The 15840-nt window shown below is 65.4% G+C and carries 19 protein-coding genes; 7 read left to right on the top strand and 12 right to left on the bottom strand.

The window, feature by feature from the left end; all coding sequences use genetic code 11:
• Positions 1-193: 193 nt before the first annotated feature.
• From JQ635_RS34575 to JQ635_RS34565, 3 genes are read right to left on the bottom strand one after another with little or no spacing between them, the layout of a single operon-like run.
• Positions 194-493: a winged helix-turn-helix domain-containing protein gene (locus tag JQ635_RS34575; RefSeq protein WP_211414241.1), complete on the bottom strand. Its 300-nt coding sequence runs from the start codon at positions 491-493 to the stop codon at positions 194-196.
• Between the two features lie 4 nt (positions 494-497).
• Positions 498-1052, bottom strand: coding sequence for a hypothetical protein (locus tag JQ635_RS34570; protein WP_211414240.1), 555 nt, complete (start codon positions 1050-1052; stop codon positions 498-500).
• Complete coding sequence (locus JQ635_RS34565; protein ID WP_211414239.1) at positions 1049-2059, bottom strand: alpha/beta hydrolase; 1011 nt, start codon at positions 2057-2059, stop codon at positions 1049-1051. Before JQ635_RS34565 ends, JQ635_RS34570 begins: the two co-directional genes overlap by 4 nt.
• A gap of 137 nt (positions 2060-2196) precedes the next feature.
• Between JQ635_RS34565 and xseA the strand changes: the two genes are divergently transcribed.
• Positions 2197-3819 (top strand): exodeoxyribonuclease VII large subunit, encoded by a 1623-nt coding sequence (gene xseA, locus JQ635_RS34560; RefSeq protein WP_211414312.1) that lies wholly within the window; start codon positions 2197-2199, stop codon positions 3817-3819.
• Between the two features lie 273 nt (positions 3820-4092).
• Here the strand turns inward: xseA and JQ635_RS34555 are convergent, their stop codons facing one another.
• Both JQ635_RS34555 and JQ635_RS34550 read right to left on the bottom strand, forming a co-directional pair.
• Entirely contained in the window at positions 4093-4242 is a 150-nt protein-coding gene (locus JQ635_RS34555; protein WP_183242876.1) for a hypothetical protein, read from the bottom strand.
• Between the two features lie 294 nt (positions 4243-4536).
• On the bottom strand, positions 4537-5370 hold the full coding sequence (locus JQ635_RS34550) for a dienelactone hydrolase family protein (RefSeq protein ID WP_211414238.1): 834 nt from the start codon (positions 5368-5370) through the stop codon (positions 4537-4539).
• Between the two features lie 188 nt (positions 5371-5558).
• Here JQ635_RS34550 and JQ635_RS34545 point away from each other — a divergent pair, with 188 nt between their 5' ends.
• A complete protein-coding gene (locus tag JQ635_RS34545; RefSeq protein WP_183242872.1) occupies positions 5559-5783 on the top strand; it encodes a DUF2093 domain-containing protein in 225 nt (74 codons plus the stop codon).
• Between the two features lie 109 nt (positions 5784-5892).
• Here the strand turns inward: JQ635_RS34545 and JQ635_RS34540 are convergent, their stop codons facing one another.
• Positions 5893-6204, bottom strand: coding sequence for a hypothetical protein (locus tag JQ635_RS34540; protein ID WP_211414237.1), 312 nt, complete (start codon positions 6202-6204; stop codon positions 5893-5895).
• A 158-nt stretch (positions 6205-6362) separates the two neighbouring features.
• Between JQ635_RS34540 and JQ635_RS34535 the strand changes: the two genes are divergently transcribed.
• From JQ635_RS34535 to JQ635_RS34520, 4 genes are all read left to right on the top strand, one after another.
• A complete protein-coding gene (locus JQ635_RS34535) occupies positions 6363-7685 on the top strand; it encodes a TadE/TadG family type IV pilus assembly protein (RefSeq protein WP_246583952.1) in 1323 nt (440 codons plus the stop codon).
• A 10-nt stretch (positions 7686-7695) separates the two neighbouring features.
• The gene (locus JQ635_RS34530; RefSeq protein WP_211414236.1) at positions 7696-8199 is read left to right on the top strand and encodes a TadE/TadG family type IV pilus assembly protein; all 504 of its coding nucleotides are present in this window, start codon (positions 7696-7698) and stop codon (positions 8197-8199) included.
• On the top strand, positions 8196-8573 hold the full coding sequence (locus JQ635_RS34525; protein WP_349631897.1) for a TadE/TadG family type IV pilus assembly protein: 378 nt from the start codon (positions 8196-8198) through the stop codon (positions 8571-8573). The genes JQ635_RS34530 and JQ635_RS34525 overlap by 4 nt, the downstream gene beginning before the upstream one ends.
• A gap of 476 nt (positions 8574-9049) precedes the next feature.
• Complete coding sequence (locus tag JQ635_RS34520; RefSeq protein WP_246583951.1) at positions 9050-9235, top strand: hypothetical protein; 186 nt, start codon at positions 9050-9052, stop codon at positions 9233-9235.
• Between the two features lie 240 nt (positions 9236-9475).
• Here JQ635_RS34520 and lpxK read toward each other — a convergent pair whose 3' ends face one another.
• From lpxK to JQ635_RS34490, 6 genes are read right to left on the bottom strand one after another with little or no spacing between them, the layout of a single operon-like run.
• Positions 9476-10492 carry a tetraacyldisaccharide 4'-kinase gene (gene lpxK, locus JQ635_RS34515; protein WP_211414234.1) on the bottom strand — a complete coding sequence of 339 codons (1017 nt, stop codon included), beginning with the start codon at positions 10490-10492 and terminating at the stop codon, positions 9476-9478.
• Positions 10485-11831, bottom strand: coding sequence for a 3-deoxy-D-manno-octulosonic acid transferase (locus tag JQ635_RS34510; protein ID WP_211414233.1), 1347 nt, complete (start codon positions 11829-11831; stop codon positions 10485-10487). Before JQ635_RS34510 ends, lpxK begins: the two co-directional genes overlap by 8 nt.
• A complete protein-coding gene (locus JQ635_RS34505) occupies positions 11794-12507 on the bottom strand; it encodes a lysophospholipid acyltransferase family protein (protein ID WP_211414232.1) in 714 nt (237 codons plus the stop codon). The genes JQ635_RS34510 and JQ635_RS34505 overlap by 38 nt, the downstream gene beginning before the upstream one ends.
• The gene (locus JQ635_RS34500) at positions 12504-12746 is read right to left on the bottom strand and encodes a DUF4170 domain-containing protein (protein ID WP_211414231.1); all 243 of its coding nucleotides are present in this window, start codon (positions 12744-12746) and stop codon (positions 12504-12506) included. The genes JQ635_RS34505 and JQ635_RS34500 overlap by 4 nt, the downstream gene beginning before the upstream one ends.
• 60 nt (positions 12747-12806) lie before the next feature.
• Positions 12807-13625: a 3'(2'),5'-bisphosphate nucleotidase CysQ gene (locus tag JQ635_RS34495; protein ID WP_211414230.1), complete on the bottom strand. Its 819-nt coding sequence runs from the start codon at positions 13623-13625 to the stop codon at positions 12807-12809.
• Positions 13612-15015: a TldD/PmbA family protein gene (locus JQ635_RS34490; RefSeq protein ID WP_211414229.1), complete on the bottom strand. Its 1404-nt coding sequence runs from the start codon at positions 15013-15015 to the stop codon at positions 13612-13614. The genes JQ635_RS34495 and JQ635_RS34490 overlap by 14 nt, the downstream gene beginning before the upstream one ends.
• A gap of 272 nt (positions 15016-15287) precedes the next feature.
• Between JQ635_RS34490 and JQ635_RS34485 the strand changes: the two genes are divergently transcribed.
• Entirely contained in the window at positions 15288-15806 is a 519-nt protein-coding gene (locus JQ635_RS34485; protein WP_211414228.1) for a DUF6101 family protein, read from the top strand.
• Positions 15807-15840 lie beyond the last annotated feature (34 nt).

Below are 15840 nucleotides of genomic sequence, written 5' to 3'. Positions count from 1 at the left end.
TCCGGGGCGCGGCGCTCTATCAGGCGTGCTCCACTGCACCTTCTCCCCTGCGGGAGAAGGTGGCGCGCGAATAGGCGCCGGATGAGGGGTCTCTATCCGCGGAGACAGACCCCTCACCCAAGCGAGCCTGTATCTACCCGCGGAGCTGCCCTCTCCCGCAAGGGGAGAGGGCACAACAATCGGCATCGCAGCGCTAGACCTGCTTCCCCGCGATGATCTCCTGTAAGGTCGCCACATGCCGCGCGAAGGCGCCGCGGCCGGCGGCGGTGGCGGTGACGGTGGTCTGCGGCTTCTTGCCGACGAAGGCCTTGTCGACCGAAACATAGCCGGCTTTCGCCAGCGTCTCGATATGCGCGCCAAGATTGCCGTCGGTGGCGCCGGTCAGCTTCTTCAGGCGGGCGAATTCAAGGCCCGCCGTCGCGGGCAGCGCGTTGAGGGCCGCCATGATCTTCAGGCGCAACGGCTGATGGATGATGTCGTCGAGCTCTGCCATCCCGCTAGATCCGCCGCATCCAGAGGCCGCCGAGGATCAGGCCGCCGCCGTTGACGAAGGCCATCCAGAGCGGAAACGCCTCGCCGATATAGAAGAAGCCGATCAACGTCAGCGCGGAGATGCCGAGGCCGATCGCCACGAAGGCGTAGCCGAACCAGAGTCCGGCCAGCGTGTAGAAAAGCATGAAGTAGATTGGCCAGAACGCACCCAGCTGGCGCGGGCCGAAATGGCCGACGACGTTGGTGCAGAGATAGCCGAGGGCGAAGAACAGCACGAAGACCAGGAGCAGCCTGACATCGAGGCCGGCCCCATGGTGGCGATGCGGCGGATTCAATACGCGCAGCGCGATCAGACCGCCGACGCCCAGGGCATCCGCGGCGACCCAGGCGTAGACCGCGTAGATCGGCCAGAGCCAGGTCACGAGGTTGGCTGCAAACACCACCACGCCCCACCACACGGCCGCGAGGCTTGCCAGCTCGTAGAGCTGGGATTGCTTCACGCGCTGGACGATGTCGTCGATATCGGCCAGCGCTGCAGAGGCTTCCTTGCTGTCGATCATGACTGCCCTGCCCCGCGCGTCGCGATGTCCTCGGCGATGATCGAGATCGCCTTCGGATTGGTGACGATGCCCATATGGTTGATGCCGTCGAGCACCTTGACGTCGACCGACGGTTTGATGGCCTGCACCGTCGCCCCATATTTGTCCGAGATCATCATCTCGTCCTCGGCACCGCCGAAGATCGTGATCGGACGTGTCGCCGCGGGCAGATCGGCGCGGTAGCCGCGGGTGGCGAAATTGCGCATCAGCCGGTCGGAATAGGTGGAGACGAGGATCTTCTCGAAGTTCGGCCGCACCGCGAAGGCCAGCACAGGCAGTTGCGAGCAGCAGTCGATGCCGAGCTTGCGCAACGCGGCGAGCCCCAGATAGCGCGGCACGTCGGCGTTGGCCCAGCCGCCGGAATGCGGCTTGTTGGTGGGCGCGTCATAGCCGAGATAGGGCGCGAGCAGCACGGTGCGCACGAACATGTCCTGCATGATCGGTGTCGCGGCGACGCGCAGCGAGAAGCCGGCGCCGGCGGAATGGCCGATCAGAGTGAGGGGCAGATCAGGCGCGCTCTTGCGGACATGCGCGACGAAATCGACGAGGTCGTCCTCGAGCTGGCCGACATAGCCGATGTCGCCACGCGTACCGGAGCCGCCATGGCCGCGGATGTCGAGCGCCCAGGTCTCCACCCCGCGCGCGGCGATCGCGTGGGTCAGCGCGTGATTGACGGTGCCGCTGGAGCCGGAGGAGCCGTGGATGAAGATCGCGCCGCGGCCGGTCGCGGCGCCGTTCGGCGCGTAGTGGCGATAGCCGATCCAGGTGCCGTCGCGGGCCTGGAAGCGTTCGAGCGGAGGCAAGGTGGACCAGTCGATCCCCTTGGATGAGTCGGAGACCGATTGCAGCTCAGGCGGCCGCTCCAGCGGGGTTGCGATCATCGCGACCAGGATCAGCGTCACGCCGCCGACCGCACACAAGGCCCATTTCAGTCCGTTCAAAACGCCTCTCAGCAGCCGGATCGCCATGGATCGTCTCCCTCAAACGCATCAACTATAGAGTACTCTATATTACAGAGTACTCTTCCAATCAATCCCCGGATTGGCGCCGCGCGGCGAAAATCCTTAACGTCGGGCTAGATCCCAAAATGCCGAATCGTTTGCCGATGCCGCCTGCGGAACCACTGCTCAACGCGCCCGAATTCACCGTCTCCGAGCTCTCGCTGTCCCTGAAACGGACCGTGGAGGACGCCTTTGGCCATGTCCGGGTCCGCGGCGAGATCTCCGGCTTTCGCGGGCCCCACTCCTCCGGCCATTGCTATTTCGCGCTCAAGGACGAGAGCGCCAAGATCGAGGCGGTGATCTGGAAGGGCGTGCACGGCCGCATGCGCTTCAAGCCCCAGGAGGGGCTCGAGGTGATCGCCACGGGCAAGCTGACGACCTATCCGGGCTCCTCGAAATACCAGATCGTGATCGAGGCGCTGGAGCCGGCCGGCATCGGCGCGCTGATGGCGCTGATGGAGGAGCGCAAGAAGAAGCTCGCCGCCGAAGGCCTGTTCGACGAGGCGCGCAAGCAGCTGCTGCCCTGGCTGCCGGAGGTGATCGGTGTGGTGACCTCGCCGACCGGCGCGGTCATTCGCGACATCCTGCACCGGCTCGAGGACCGCTTCCCCCGCCGCGTGCTGGTGTGGCCGGTCAAGGTGCAGGGCGAAGGCTCGGCCGAGCAGGTCGCGGCCGCGATTCGCGGCTTCAACGCGCTGCCCGAGGGCGGCAAGATTCCGCGCCCCGACGTCTTGATCGTCGCGCGCGGCGGCGGCTCGCTGGAGGACCTCTGGTCGTTCAACGAGGAGATCGTGGTGCGGGCCGCAGCCGAGAGCATGATCCCGCTGATCTCGGCGGTGGGCCACGAGACCGACATCACGCTGATCGATTTCGTCGCCGACAAGCGCGCGCCGACGCCGACGGCGGCGGCCGAGATGGCGGTGCCGGTGCGCAGCGATCTCTTCGTCGAGGTCGCGGATCTCGGACGCCGCACCCACGCCTATTGGCAGCGCGCCCAGGAGAGCCGCCGCAGCGAGCTGCGTGCCGCCGCGCGCGCGCTACCGGCAGCCGGCGATCTCTTGGCTATCCCGCGGCAGCGGCTGGATTCGGCGGGTGGCGCCCTGCCCCGCGGCCTCAAGGCCAACACGCATGCGCATTTCCGCAGGTTCACCGCGGCCAGTTCGAAGCTGACGCTGCGCGTGCTGCACGGCCAGATCTCCCAGGCCGATCACCGCCTCACCGTGTGCGGCGAGCGGCTCGGCCTGTCGGCGCGATCGCTGCTGCGGCAGCGGCGCGACCGCTTTGCCGGGCTCGAGGTGCGCCTGCGTGCGTCAAAGCTTTCGAATGCGCAGGCGCAGCGCAACGCGATCGCCCGCCAGCGCGAGCGCACGCATCGCCTCGCCGAGCGCGCCGGCCGCGCACTCGTCACGCTGCTGCAGCGGCTCGATGCCCGTGTCGAGAACAGCGGCAAGCTGCTCTCAGCGCTGTCCTATCGCAGCGTGCTCGCGCGTGGCTTCGCCCTGGTGCGCGATGAAGCCGGCCATCCCGTGCATGCGGCGGAGACGATCGGTCCCGGCGCACGTGTCGAGATCGAATTCGCCGATGGCCGTGTCGGCGCGACCGCGGATGCGGATCGCCCGCCCCCCGCGGCAAAGCGCGCGCCGTCGCAACCGAAGCCGGCCACGCAGGAGACGAAGCCGGCGCCGAAGCGCGTGGCCAAGCCGGTGGATCAGGGCAGCTTGTTTTGAGCGCTCCTTGGTGTCGTCCTGGCGAAAGCCAGGACCCATTACCCCAGGGAGAAATTTGGCGAAGACTGGTCGTTCGGGACTGATACCGCGCGCAACCGATAGATTCCGCGGTATGGGTCCTGGCTTTCGCCAGGACGACGTTGGGGAGAAACCGCGCGCCCTCTCGACAACGCCGTCGTGGAGAGATCGTAGCGTCGTGCCCCGCATGAGCGCAGCGACATGCGGGAACAGTCGTCCCGGATATCGCTTCGCTCATCCGGGCTACGGAAATCCTTACCTACAGGACAATCCCGCGTCGATCGTGGTCCAGAAGCCGCAATGTTCCGGCGCGAGCATGGGTGCGCCGGCGTGGGCCTCGTACAGGAAGATCGCGACGGTGAAGACGATCAAGGCGGAGGTGAAGAGCGTGATGCGGTTGCGCATGTGAGATGCGTTTAATCGACATCGTGGTCGAATGATGGCACGGCTACAGGCTGAAACCGCGGCAATGCGCGATCCGTAGATTCACCGTCGGCCATTTTCCGTGCAGGGCGGTGGTCGATGCGGGGCTGTCCGCGCGATGTTGTTCCCCGGGCGGCCCCGCCCAGGCGAGCTGCGTAGCCCGCATGAGCGCAGCGACATGCGGGAATGATCTTCCCCGGATATCGCTTCCGCCTTCGCTCTGCGAGCTACGGCGGACAAGTCGCTCATCCGGGCTACGGCACTACAACACCGTCCTTACCGCGCCAGCCATTGCGCGACTTCCTTCTGCGACTCCGCGCGCGCATCGACATCCGTGCCGAGATGGCCGTGCTCGGGCGCAGCGGCGTCGGGGCTACCGGCGGCTGCATGCAGCGGCGTGTTGGCACGGTCGAAATCGTGATAGGCGCCGGGATAGACCACGATGCGCGCGAGCGCGCTGCGGCCGCGCGCGCCGTCCACCATCTGGCGGCAGGCGGGCGGCGAGGAGACGTCGTCATTGCCGCCGATCAGCACCAGCGTCGGCACCCGCGCGCTCCACCCCAAACCCGCCGAGATCCGGCAATCCGGATAGAACGCGATCGCGGCGCGGAAATCCGGCCCCTGATCGCGCGACGTGCTCTGCGGGCGCACCGCCCAAAGCAGTGCGCTGGCGCCATTGGCCCAGCCCATCAGGCTGATGCGGTCGCGCGCGACCCAACTCTGCTTTATCAGCCAGGCGCGCGAGGCCGCGATGTCGGCAACGCGCTCCCGCCGCGCCTTGACGTGACTCTCCTTGACGCGACATTGCGGCCCGAGCTCGCGCGAACCGTAGCTGTCGGGCATCAGCACGGCATTGCCAGCCTTGAGCAGGCGCTCGGCCCAGTCGCGATAGCGCGGCAGCACGGGATCGGAATGGCCGCCGAGGCCGCCGCAGCCATGCAGCGCGATCACGGTCGGAAACGGCCCCTCACCCTCGGGCTTGTAGAGCTGCGCATGCAGGATTCCCGAGGCGAGCGGAATCTCGACCTGATGCGGCGCGGGCGCCGGCGCAGCCGCGTGTGCGGCCGGTATCAGGAGCATCAGGAACAGGGCGATCAGTCGAAGGCGCATCGGACTCTGCCGTATCAGGTGCCGGCCGCGAGCGGCGGGACGATCCTTCGCCCGGAGCACTACCATGCGGAAACGGCCGCAAAACATCACAAACCGGTGGGTTTAACGGGCGGACAAGCCACCCTATCTATGCTACATCCCGTCCAACACATCGTGCCCTTACGGGCCTTCCACGGAGACTCTCGACCGTGCTGAACAAGTTCGGCTCTTCCGGCCATGGCGAAGCGCAGGTGCAATATCTCGATGGCGATTTCCGCGTGATCTCGCCGGGGACCTTCGTGCGCTGCGCCATCACCGACACGCGGATTCCGCTCGACGAATTGAAGTACTGGAGCGTGGACCTGCAGGAGGCCTACGCCACGCCCGCCGCGGTGCTGCAGCGGCACTTTCCGGGCGCGCTGAAGCAGTCGTGATCCCGCAGGGTGGGCAAAGGCGCAAAGCGCCGTGCCCACCGTCCCTCCGCGATCGCGACGAATGAGGTGGGCACGCGTTGCTTTGCCCACCCTACGGCATCGAGCCTGTTCACTGCTCCGTGGCATCTCCGCCTACGCAGGTCTTGATAAAGCTCTTCCTGGGCTCCCCGACCACCTTCTGATCGATCGCCTGCTTCAGGCAATCGACGCGCGCCTGCGCCATGCAGAGCTGCATCTGGTCGCGCTTGTCCTGGCCTTTCAGGTTTTGCGTGGTCGCCAGACAGGTGACGCGCTTGGTCGCCGGAACCGGCACCGTGCCTGCCGGAGCGGCGGCGGGCGGCTGCGAGGAAGTCTGAGCCAGGGCGGGCAAAACCGGCAGACATAAGAGGGTGGCGGCAACGATCGCGGACCGCGGTTTCATCGAATTCTCCTGATCGGAGATGAATCGATAGAGGCGCGGCCATGAACGTCGGCTGAATGTCAGCCGATATCTAAAATTGTCTCGCTCCCGTTGAGCCAGGTTTAAGTCGGTCTGCACCACCCTTTCATGGGAAAAAGTGGCAATCAGGCAGGTAACACATGGACCGCCGGAGACTTTGCAACCGTTCGTTCGATGCAACATTGTGTGCAGAGGGACATGCCCGGCGGCGCGAGCGAACGGTTAGCCTGCTTAGGCGATTTGCCCGAGATCAGTCGGGCAGCTATGTGATCATCTCGGCGCTGCTGATGCCGGTCCTGGTCGGCACCGCGGGCCTCGGCACCGAAGTCGGATGGTGGTACTACAAGCACAAGAATATGCAGAGCGCGGCTGACTCCGGCGCGGTGAGTGCCGCGACAGCGGCGAGTGCTGGGACCGACCCCTCGTCCGAAGCCAAAGCGGTTACGGCAAACTACGGTTACGCGAACGGAGCGAACAACGTCACGGTCACGGTGAACCAGCCACCGAAATCGGGCAATCATGCATCGAATTCGCAGGCAATCGAAGTCATCGTGAGTCAACCGCAACAGCGGTTGCTGTCAGCCCTGTTCGGCTCGGATCCTGTCCAGATAACCGCCCGCTCGGTCGCCCTGCCCAATTTCGGGACAGGCTGCGTACTTGCGCTCAACTCGAGCGCAAGTCCCGCCGTCAACGTCAGCGGCGGCAACCAGCTCAACCTGATCAAGTGCAACCTTTACAGCAATTCAGGTGCGAGCCCCTCGCTCAACGTCGCCGGTAGCGCCACGGTCGCTGCAAATCAGGTCGGAGTGGTCGGCGACGTCTCAGGGGCGAGCAGCATCACGGCGACCAACGGTATCAGGACGCACATAATGCCCGTGGCCGATCCGTACGCCAACGTCTCGCCTCCCGCGAGGCCGAGTTGCACCAACGCCAAGATCACGGTCAACGCCAATGGAAAAACCAACTCGCTCGACCCCGGCTGCTACATGGGCAGCATTACGGTCAATGCCGGCGCAACCCTGAACCTTAGTCCAGGCATCTATTATCTGGACGGAGCAAACTTGAGCGTCGCCGGAAACGCCACCATCACGGGCAGCGGTGTGACCCTGGTGTTTACGGGCTCGGGAAGCGACTGGGGCACCGCTTCAATCGGCAGCAACGCCACCGTCGACCTGACCGCACCGACCAGCGGCCCCACGAAAGGCATCGTCATGTACGGCGACCGCAACATGCCGGCCGGGACTGCCTTCAATCTCACCGGCGGCAGCACACAGAACTTCGGCGGTGCCATCTACCTGCCAAAGGCTAACCTCAGCTTCAGCGGCGGCAACGGCACGAGCACATCCTGCACCAAAATCATCGCGGACACGCTGACATTCAGCGGCACGTCGAACCTCCAGGTCAATTGCAGCGCGCTCGGCACCGCGACGATAGGTTCGCAAACCGCCCAGCTCATCGAATGAGGTTTGGACCATGCAAAGCCAGAACTTCTCATCCAAGCGCCACCGTCGACTGCTTAATTCGCTGACGGGGCACGTCCGCGCCGCCGTCCGCGACAAGAGTGGCGTCGCGGCCGCCGAATTCGGCATCCTGATCCCGGTGTTGTCTCTGATGGCCGTTTCGGTGACAGACATCGGGCTTGCCCTCTATCGCAAGATGCAGGTCGAAAATGCCGCACAAGCGGGCGCACAATACGCAATTGCGCGCGGCTTTAACGAGAGTGGCATTTCCTCCGCCGTAACAAGCGCCACCAACGCCACAAACATCACTGCTTCACCTGCGCCGGTCCAATTTTGCGGCTGCCCAACGAGTACGGGGGTTAGCGCCGTCACTTGCGGGACCGCCTGCCCCGGCGGCGCGCAGGCCGGAACATACACGACGGTCTCGGCGCAAGCGACGTACTCTACGCTGATCGATTACCAGATCGTGGCGGCCACATACACTTATAGCGTGCAGTCCACTGCGAGGCTGCAGTGAAACTCACGGCGCTATGGCGAGACAATCGGGGCGCATCGGCGCTGGAATTTGCGCTGACCGCTCCGGTGTTCTTCCTGTTCATATTTGGCATCATCGAATTCGGGCTGCTGTTCTGGACTCAGCTGGGGATCCAGCACGGGAGCGAGATGGCGGCGCGTTGCGCAACCGTCAACAGCACGCTCTGCCCAAGCAGCAGCGCCATCACGAGCTACGCGGCCCAGCAGGCGTACGGCCTCACGCTCCCTGCGGAGACGTTCACCTTTGCCACGTCAGCATGCGGCAACGAGGTAAGTGCGAATTATGCATTTACGTTTCCGCAGATTCTCAACCTCTCTCCAGTGACGCTGACCGCCCGGGCCTGCTTTCCGAGTTGATGTCGTGGACAGGATGAATGTCTGCAGGGATGGGGCGAGCGCAACCATTCCGCCAGCGTAACACGCGCGCGCAACTTCTCGCACGAGCTGGGGATGGAGACGATGTGCACGCGCACCAGAATCGCCACTCCGCAGCCGAAATGTTTTCCGTCGTTTCAATCCGCGTTGCATCGAATAGTACTTGCGCTTCGTAGTTAGTAATTTCGCGCTGTAGTTGGATTTTTCGTCGCAGTCCGGCGTCCTTAAGTTGTTCGACGAAGTCTTGCTGAAACAGAGCGCTGCTAAACTGCGTGTTAGGTAATTAGCCCTGCTCTTTTTATCGCACAGACGATCAGGTCAACCAAACGGCCATTGAGCTTTGGAATTGGCGCAGTCTGTGAACGGGCTCATATCGAAGAGCTATCTGACGGGCTACGATCACCTCGAAATCCGCGGTGGAATATCTGTAAATTCAAAGTCAATCGATGGGGGTGATCATGCCCATCATACTGGACTTGCTCTATCGCGAATATTGCCGCGCCCGCCTCGCTGAAATGCGCAAACAGCTTCTGATCGCAGCTGAACGCTTTGAAGCACTCGAAGCGGACTATCTCGTTTCGGATCAGAGTGACGACAAGAGGGCGGCGGTACACCGCAAGGCCAACCGGACCGCGCCGAATTGAAGCGGCCAAGACCGGCATCTCTCCCGCGTGGCAGCGACCAAGCAATTGGCAGCAGTTTGCGAGGCTGCGATGAACACACCCGAATGCTATACCGTCTTGGTGACCTGCGTCTCGTGCCTGACCATTATCGGATTGATGGTCGTCGGGGCGTGGTGAGCATGACTGGCTGCTGAAGCGGGGAGCTTTGGCGAGTGCGGAACGAAGTTGGTGGGCACGCTAAGCTTTGCCCACCCTACGAGATCAGCGTCTGGTGAAGCGACGCTCGCGCGCCTTGTAGAGTTGGTTGCTGATCAATTGCCGCAGCTTGGCCGGGTCGTCGAATTCGAGCTGGACGGCGAACGGCACGATGCCGGCGGGCACGCCTTCGCTGCCATGCAGGCGCGCAAGATCCTTTTCCGTCGTCACCAGCGTCAACTGCTCGCGCTGGGCTTCCGCTGCGAGCGCGGCGAGCTCCTCGCGCGAGAACATGTGATGATCGTCGAAGCGGCGCGTGCGCGTGACCTCGATGCCACTGGCCTGCAATGTGCGGAAGAAGCGCTGGGGATCGCCGATGCCGGCGAAGGCGAAGACGCGCCTGCCGAGCAGCTGCGCGAGCGACGCCGCATCCGGCTTCAAGCGCGCGCGCAGCTCGGGCCTGTTGCGCTTGGCGAGTTCGGCGGCGACATCGTTGGCGGCGCGGCCGTCCCCGATCAGCACCAGCGCGTCAGTACGCGCGAGCTGCGCCTGCAGCGGCGCGCGCAGGGGACCGGCGGGAAACACCGCACCGTTGCCGAGGCCGCGCTCGCTGTCGATCACGATCAGCGAGGTATCCTTCAAAAGACTCGGGTTCTGGAAGCCGTCGTCCATCAGGATCACGGTGGCACCTCGCGACTTCGCCAGCGCCACGCCATCGAGGCGGTCGCGCGCGACGGCGACAGGAACATCGCGCGCCATCATCAAGGGCTCGTCGCCGACGTCAGTCGCGGTGTGGCGCTCGCGATCGACCATCACCGGGCCCTGCAGGCGCCCGCCATAGCCGCGGCTCAGCACCACCGGCGTCTCGCCGAGCTCGCGCAACAGCTTGGTCAACGCCAGCACGGTCGGCGTCTTGCCGGCGCCGCCGACATGGTAATTGCCGACGCAGATCACGGGGATGCCGGCATCCACGCCCTTGCCCAGCATGCGCCGTTCGGTGATCGCGCCGTAGAGCGCACCGAGCGGCCACAGCGCGTGCGACTGAAGAGAACGTGGCCGGTACCAGAAGGCCGGCTCACGCATTGGCGGCTCCCATCTCGATCCGCAATTGCAGCAGATACGGCTCGAGCGCGGTCATGGTGCGGTTGAGCGCGCCGCCGAGTTGCTCGACGACGCCGGCACCTGCCTGCTGCATCTTGTCGCGCAACGTGGGATCAGCCAGCAGCTGGCCGAGCTGCTTGACCAGGAGCTCCTGCGTATCGGCCTGGCGCGCGCCGCCGCTTGCATCGAGCGCCTCATAGACCTCGGTGAAGTTGAAGACGTGCGGACCGTGGACGATGGCGGCCCCGAGCTTGATCGCCTCGATCGGGTTCTGCCCGCCGTGGCGGATCAGCGATCCGCCCATGAACACGATCGGCGAGAGGCGATAGAACAGGCCGAGCTCGCCCATGGTGTCGGCGACGTAGACGTCGGTCGCGGCCGTCGGCAGCTCCTCGCGCGAGCGCAAGGCGGGCTTCAGGCCCGACGCCGTGACGAGGCCCGCGATCGAGGAGCCGCGATCGGGATGCCGCGGCACGATCACGGTCAGAAGCTGCGGGAAGAAGCCGACGAGGCTGCGATGCGCCGCGACCAGCATCTCGTCCTCGCCCGGATGGGTCGAGGCGGCGACGATGATCGGCCGCCCGCGCGTCATCGCCATCAGCCGTTCGAGCTTGGCGGGATCGGCCGGCGGCGCCGGCACGTCGAGCTTGAGATTGCCCGTGGTGACGACGTCGCGGCTGCCGAGCGTGGAGAAGCGCTCCGCATCGGTCCTGGACTGCGCCAGACAAATATCGAACCGCGACAGCAGTGCCGAGATGGTGCCGTGCATCCGCCGCCAGCGCGGGAAGGAGCGCGGCGACATCCGCCCGTTGATCAGCACCATCGGCACCCGCCGTGCGGCGCCCGCCAGGATCAGGTTCGGCCACAAATCGGATTCGATGAACAGCGCCAGCGACGGCTGCCAATGGTCGAGGAAGCGCGCGACATAACGCGGGGAATCATACGGCACGTATTGATGGATGACGTCGGGCGGAAAGCGTTTTGCGACGACCGCCGCCGAGGTGACGGTGCCCGAGGTGAGCAGGATGCGCAAATTGAGATCGCGCAGGCGCTCGATCAGGGCGGCGGCGGCCAGCACCTCGCCGACGCTGGCGCCGTGGATCCAGACCAGCGGGCCGTGCGGGCGCACGTCGCGGGACAGGCCCCGCCGTTCGCCGACCCGCGCGGGGTCTTCCTTGCCCTGCTTCAAGCGCCGCTTGATCAGCGCAGGGGCGAGCGGCACCAGGCCGCTAGCCAGGCGCCGGTACATCCGCAGCGTGATCGGCAGCGCAATGGGCAGCGATTTAGGCATCTTCCGGTCCCGGGCGGCCGAGCTGCGCATAGGCGCGCCGGGTCGCCTCGTTCAGCGTGTCCTCCAGTTCCTGCCGCAGCGCTTCCATCATGGCGGCGTCGGCATCTGCGGGAACGTGGATTTCCTTGATGCCGACCAATGCGCCCCGGCCGAACGGCAGATTGATGGTGGTGCGGTCCCAGTTCTTGAGCCGGATGAAGCGGCTGGTCGCCATCGCGAAAGGCATGATCGGCCGTCCCGATTCCCGTGCCAGCATGATGATGCCGAGCCCGGCCACGCGGGAGCGCTTGGGGACATCGGCGGTCAGCGCGACATTACAACCGTCCTGGAGCGTCCGCACCATTTCCTTGAAGGCGCCGACCCCGCCCTTGCGGTGGAAGGCCCCGCCATGATCGCCGGAACCACGGATCGTGCCGATGCCGAGCCGCTCGGCGGCGATGGCGTTGAACTCGCCGTCGCGGTGCCGCGAGATCAGGACCCTGGCCTTGTACCAGTCCTTGTTCTTGATGAAGGGGGTGAGGAAGTGCTGGCCGTGCCAGAAGGCGAAGATGGCCGGGATCTGCGGCTCGACGATGTCATAGACGTCGGGCGGATCGAACGTGAATTTGTTGGTCCGCCAGACAAAGCGCAGATATTCGGCCGCCAGGACCCCGACGGCACGCTGAACGAAGCTGCTTCGCAGCGTATTGCGAAGCAGTTTTTTCAACGCGCCGGTTCTTGATTCGGGTCGAGCAGCCGGTGGAGATGGACGATGAAATAGCGCATCTGCGCATTGTCGACCGTGCTCTGCGCCTTGGCCCGCCAAGCGGCGTGGGCCGTCGCGTAGTTCGGATAGAGCCCGACGATCTCGACGTCGTCCAGGTTCTTGAAGATGTTGCGCTCGAGATCGACGAGCTCTCCGCCGATGACGAGGTGAAGCAGTTGTTGCGGGGCACTATCTGGCATGGGTTCTCTTTCTAACGGGCTGCCCGGCAAAGCAGTGGTCGACAGGCACGCGAAAGCGCTTCAGGCCAAAGGACGGTTTCGAAAATGCGCGACAATGCTCGCATGACGATCGCGTCCCGCTGCCACCAGCACCCCGTGGGCCACTTCCCGGCGGTTATAGAGGATGGGATCTCCGGAGAGGTCGCTCATCCTACCATCCGCTTCCTGCACGATCAAATCGGCCGCCGCAAGGTCCCAATCATGGCTGTTGCCGCCCGCAAAAGCCGCATCCAGCGTGCCATGGGCGACCCGGCAAAGCCGGAGCGCGAGCGAGCCGATTCGCGGGTGCAGCTTGATCTCGCCGGGCGAGGTCTTCAGGCGTTCGACCAGGGGTTTTGGGCCGGCCACGCGCGAGAAATCGAGCTCGGATCCGGAGGTCGCCCGCACGGCCGTGCCGTTGAGCGTCGTGCCTTGCCCTCGGACCGCAAAGAAGAACTCGTCGCTGCTCGGTGCGAACACCGCAGCGAGAACGGGCGTGGCGCCCTCGACCAGCGCAACGCTGACACACCATTCGTCATGGCCGCCCAGATAATTGCGCGTGCCGTCGATGGGATCGACCACCCAGGTGAGCCGCCGCGACAGCCGCGTGGAATCGTCGGCGCTCTCCTCGGAGAGCCAGCCGTAGTCGGGCGTCGCGGCGCGCAGGCGCGCTTCGAGCAAATCGTTGACGGCGATGTCGGCTTCCGACACCGGGGAGGACGCGCCCTTGATCCACTTCTTCAGCTCGGTGCGGAACATCGACTGCGCGAGCGCGCCCGCCTCCCGCACCGTGTCTTTCAGCAGCGCCGCGTCGCGGGTCAGGATGGTTGCGTCGAGGGAGTTCGCGTCAGCGTCCGCCAAGCGTCAAACCCTCGATGCGCACCGTCGGCGCATTGATGCCGTAGCGGAATTCGAGATTGTTCGCCGGCTGCATCGACTTGAAGATCTCGAACAGATGGCCGGCGATCGTCACCTCGCTGACGGGATAGGTGATCTCGCCGTTCTCGATCCAGAAGCCGGAGGCGCCGCGGCTGTAATCGCCGGTGACGCCGTTGACACCGGAGCCGATCAGGTCGGTGACGTAGAAGCCCTGCTTGATGTCGGCGATCAGCTCGGCGGGCGTCGGCGCGCCGGCTTCGAGATGCAGATTGTACGGCCCCGGCGAGGGCGAGGACGAAACGCCGCGATGGGCGTGGCCGGTGGTGGCCAGCCCAAGCTCGCGCGCGGTCGCGCAGTCGAGCAGCCAGGTCGTCAGCACGCCTTCGTCGACCAGCGCTGTCCTCCTCACCGCGACGCCTTCGGCGTCGAAGCTCTGCGAGCGCAGGCCGCGCTTGCGCAGGGGATCGTCGATGATGCGGATGTTCTTGGCGAACAGCTGCTGGCCGAGCTTGTCTTTCAAAAAGCTGGTCTTGCGCGCGATCGAGGCGCCGTTGATGGCGCCGACGAGATGGCCGACCAGCGAGCCCGCGACGCGCGGGTCGAACACGACGGGCACCTTGCAGGTCTCGACCTTGCGCGGATTGTAGCGCGCCACGGTGCGCTCGCCGGCGGAACGGCCGACGGTTTCCGGCGACAGCAGATCGGCGCCGTGCGGCGCCGAGGTGAAATCGTAGTCGCGCTCCATGCCGGTGCCTTCGCCCGCGATGGCGGTGGCCGAGATGCCCTGGCTGGAGCGCAAGTAAGAGCCGTGGAAGCCGGTCGAGGTGACAAGCACCATGCCGCCCATGCCGGCGGAGGCCGAGGCGCCGCCGGATTTTGTGACTCCCTTCACCGCGAGCGCCGCAGCTTCAGCGGCGAGCGCGCGGCGCTCGAGCTCGCTCGTCGCGGGCACGTCGGGATCGAGCAGATCGAGATCGGGGAAGTCGCGCGCCAGCAGCGCGGGATCGGCGAGGCCGACATATTTATCGACCGGCGCGACCTTCGCCATCGCCACCGCGCGTTCGGCGAGCTTGGTCACGGCATCGCCGCTGACGTCGTTGGTCGACACCACCGCCTGGCGCTGGCCGACCAGCACGCGCAGGCCGACATCATCGCCCTCGGACCGCTCGGATTCCTCGACGCGGCCGTCGCGCACCTCGACGCCCTGCGAGACGCCGCGCACCGCGACCGCATCGGCCGCATCGGCGCCTGCGCGCTTGGCCGCCTCCACCAGCCGCTGTGCGAGATCGGACAGCGCGGACTGATCGAACAGGTCGCGATTGGCCTTGGAAGAATCCTGGGGCGAAAGCGTCGAGCTTGGTGAAGGGTTCACAAACGAAATCCTGTTGGGGCGGGGGCGGGCTCGGAACGGCCGAACCCACCAGATGTGCCCAAATGGTGCGGACTTCAAGCATTTTCAGCCCGCAAAAAGCTCAGATTCGCTTCCCCGGCGCAACGTCTCGTCAATCATGCGCGCCAAGGTCTTGTCAATCATGAGCCGTGGTGACGCTGGGTTAACCAGCCTTTTTAAGCGGTTTCGGAAAGGGCCGCGCTAAGGTCCTCGCATCGACCGGGAACATAATCCCGGCGGGGAGAACGAAAGCCGTGAGGCGTCAAACATCAACATGCGGGGTCGCTCCCGCCGGGTCGAGCCGCAGCTTGCGGCTCGACCCCCTTTCCCTTCCGGTCCGCTTCGACGCGCATGACCCGCGCGCCGACGGATACACCAGGCAGATCGAGCTTCATCGCGAGCGTGTCGTGCTGCGCCGTGCCGTCCGCGGCATGCAGATGGCGATCAACGTTCGCGTCAGCGATTTCACCGGCGTCGCGCTGCGCGGCAATGACGAGGCGCAGGCGCTCGTCCTCGTCCATCGCGACCCCTCACTCTCCGTTCCGCTGCTGGTCGGCGCCGAAGCCAATGAGCTTACCGAGGCCTGGGCGGTCTGGAGCGAGATTTTTGCGCTTCCGCAGCTCGACGAAGGCGCGCGCAAGCCCGCAGCCCGCCGCCGCCGCGCCAACGCAATCCGCGCCCGCCGTCCGAAATTCTTGATGCGCCGGCGTACCGGCATGGTGCGCGAGCTGCCTGTCCATCGCGACGAACGCGAGATCATCGCGAGGAACTGAGCGGCAATCACGGTGCCGTAGGGTGGGATAGCCG

The sequence above is a fragment of the Bradyrhizobium iriomotense genome, from assembly GCF_018130765.1.
In the GTDB taxonomy this organism is placed as follows: Bacteria; Pseudomonadota; Alphaproteobacteria; order Rhizobiales; family Xanthobacteraceae; genus Bradyrhizobium; species Bradyrhizobium iriomotense_A.
This window is presented reverse-complemented; position numbering and strand designations above follow the sequence as displayed.

What these genes read in the sequence shown, in the direction of transcription:
- JQ635_RS34575 (WP_211414241.1), bottom strand. Translation starts at nt 493, where the DNA reads ATGGCAGAGCTCGACGACATCATCCATCAGCCGTTGCGCCTGAAGATC.
- JQ635_RS34570 (WP_211414240.1), bottom strand. Translation starts at nt 1,052, where the DNA reads ATGATCGACAGCAAGGAAGCCTCTGCAGCGCTGGCCGATATCGACGAC.
- JQ635_RS34565 (WP_211414239.1), bottom strand. Translation starts at nt 2,059, where the DNA reads ATGGCGATCCGGCTGCTGAGAGGCGTTTTGAACGGACTGAAATGGGCC.
- xseA (WP_211414312.1), top strand. Translation starts at nt 2,197, where the DNA reads ATGCCGCCTGCGGAACCACTGCTCAACGCGCCCGAATTCACCGTCTCC.
- JQ635_RS34555 (WP_183242876.1), bottom strand. Translation starts at nt 4,242, where the DNA reads ATGCGCAACCGCATCACGCTCTTCACCTCCGCCTTGATCGTCTTCACC.
- JQ635_RS34550 (WP_211414238.1), bottom strand. Translation starts at nt 5,370, where the DNA reads ATGCGCCTTCGACTGATCGCCCTGTTCCTGATGCTCCTGATACCGGCC.
- JQ635_RS34540 (WP_211414237.1), bottom strand. Translation starts at nt 6,204, where the DNA reads ATGAAACCGCGGTCCGCGATCGTTGCCGCCACCCTCTTATGTCTGCCG.
- JQ635_RS34535 (WP_246583952.1), top strand. Translation starts at nt 6,363, where the DNA reads ATGGACCGCCGGAGACTTTGCAACCGTTCGTTCGATGCAACATTGTGT.
- JQ635_RS34530 (WP_211414236.1), top strand. Translation starts at nt 7,696, where the DNA reads ATGCAAAGCCAGAACTTCTCATCCAAGCGCCACCGTCGACTGCTTAAT.
- JQ635_RS34520 (WP_246583951.1), top strand. Translation starts at nt 9,050, where the DNA reads ATGCCCATCATACTGGACTTGCTCTATCGCGAATATTGCCGCGCCCGC.
- lpxK (WP_211414234.1), bottom strand. Translation starts at nt 10,492, where the DNA reads ATGCGTGAGCCGGCCTTCTGGTACCGGCCACGTTCTCTTCAGTCGCAC.
- JQ635_RS34510 (WP_211414233.1), bottom strand. Translation starts at nt 11,831, where the DNA reads ATGCGCAGCTCGGCCGCCCGGGACCGGAAGATGCCTAAATCGCTGCCC.
- JQ635_RS34500 (WP_211414231.1), bottom strand. Translation starts at nt 12,746, where the DNA reads ATGCCAGATAGTGCCCCGCAACAACTGCTTCACCTCGTCATCGGCGGA.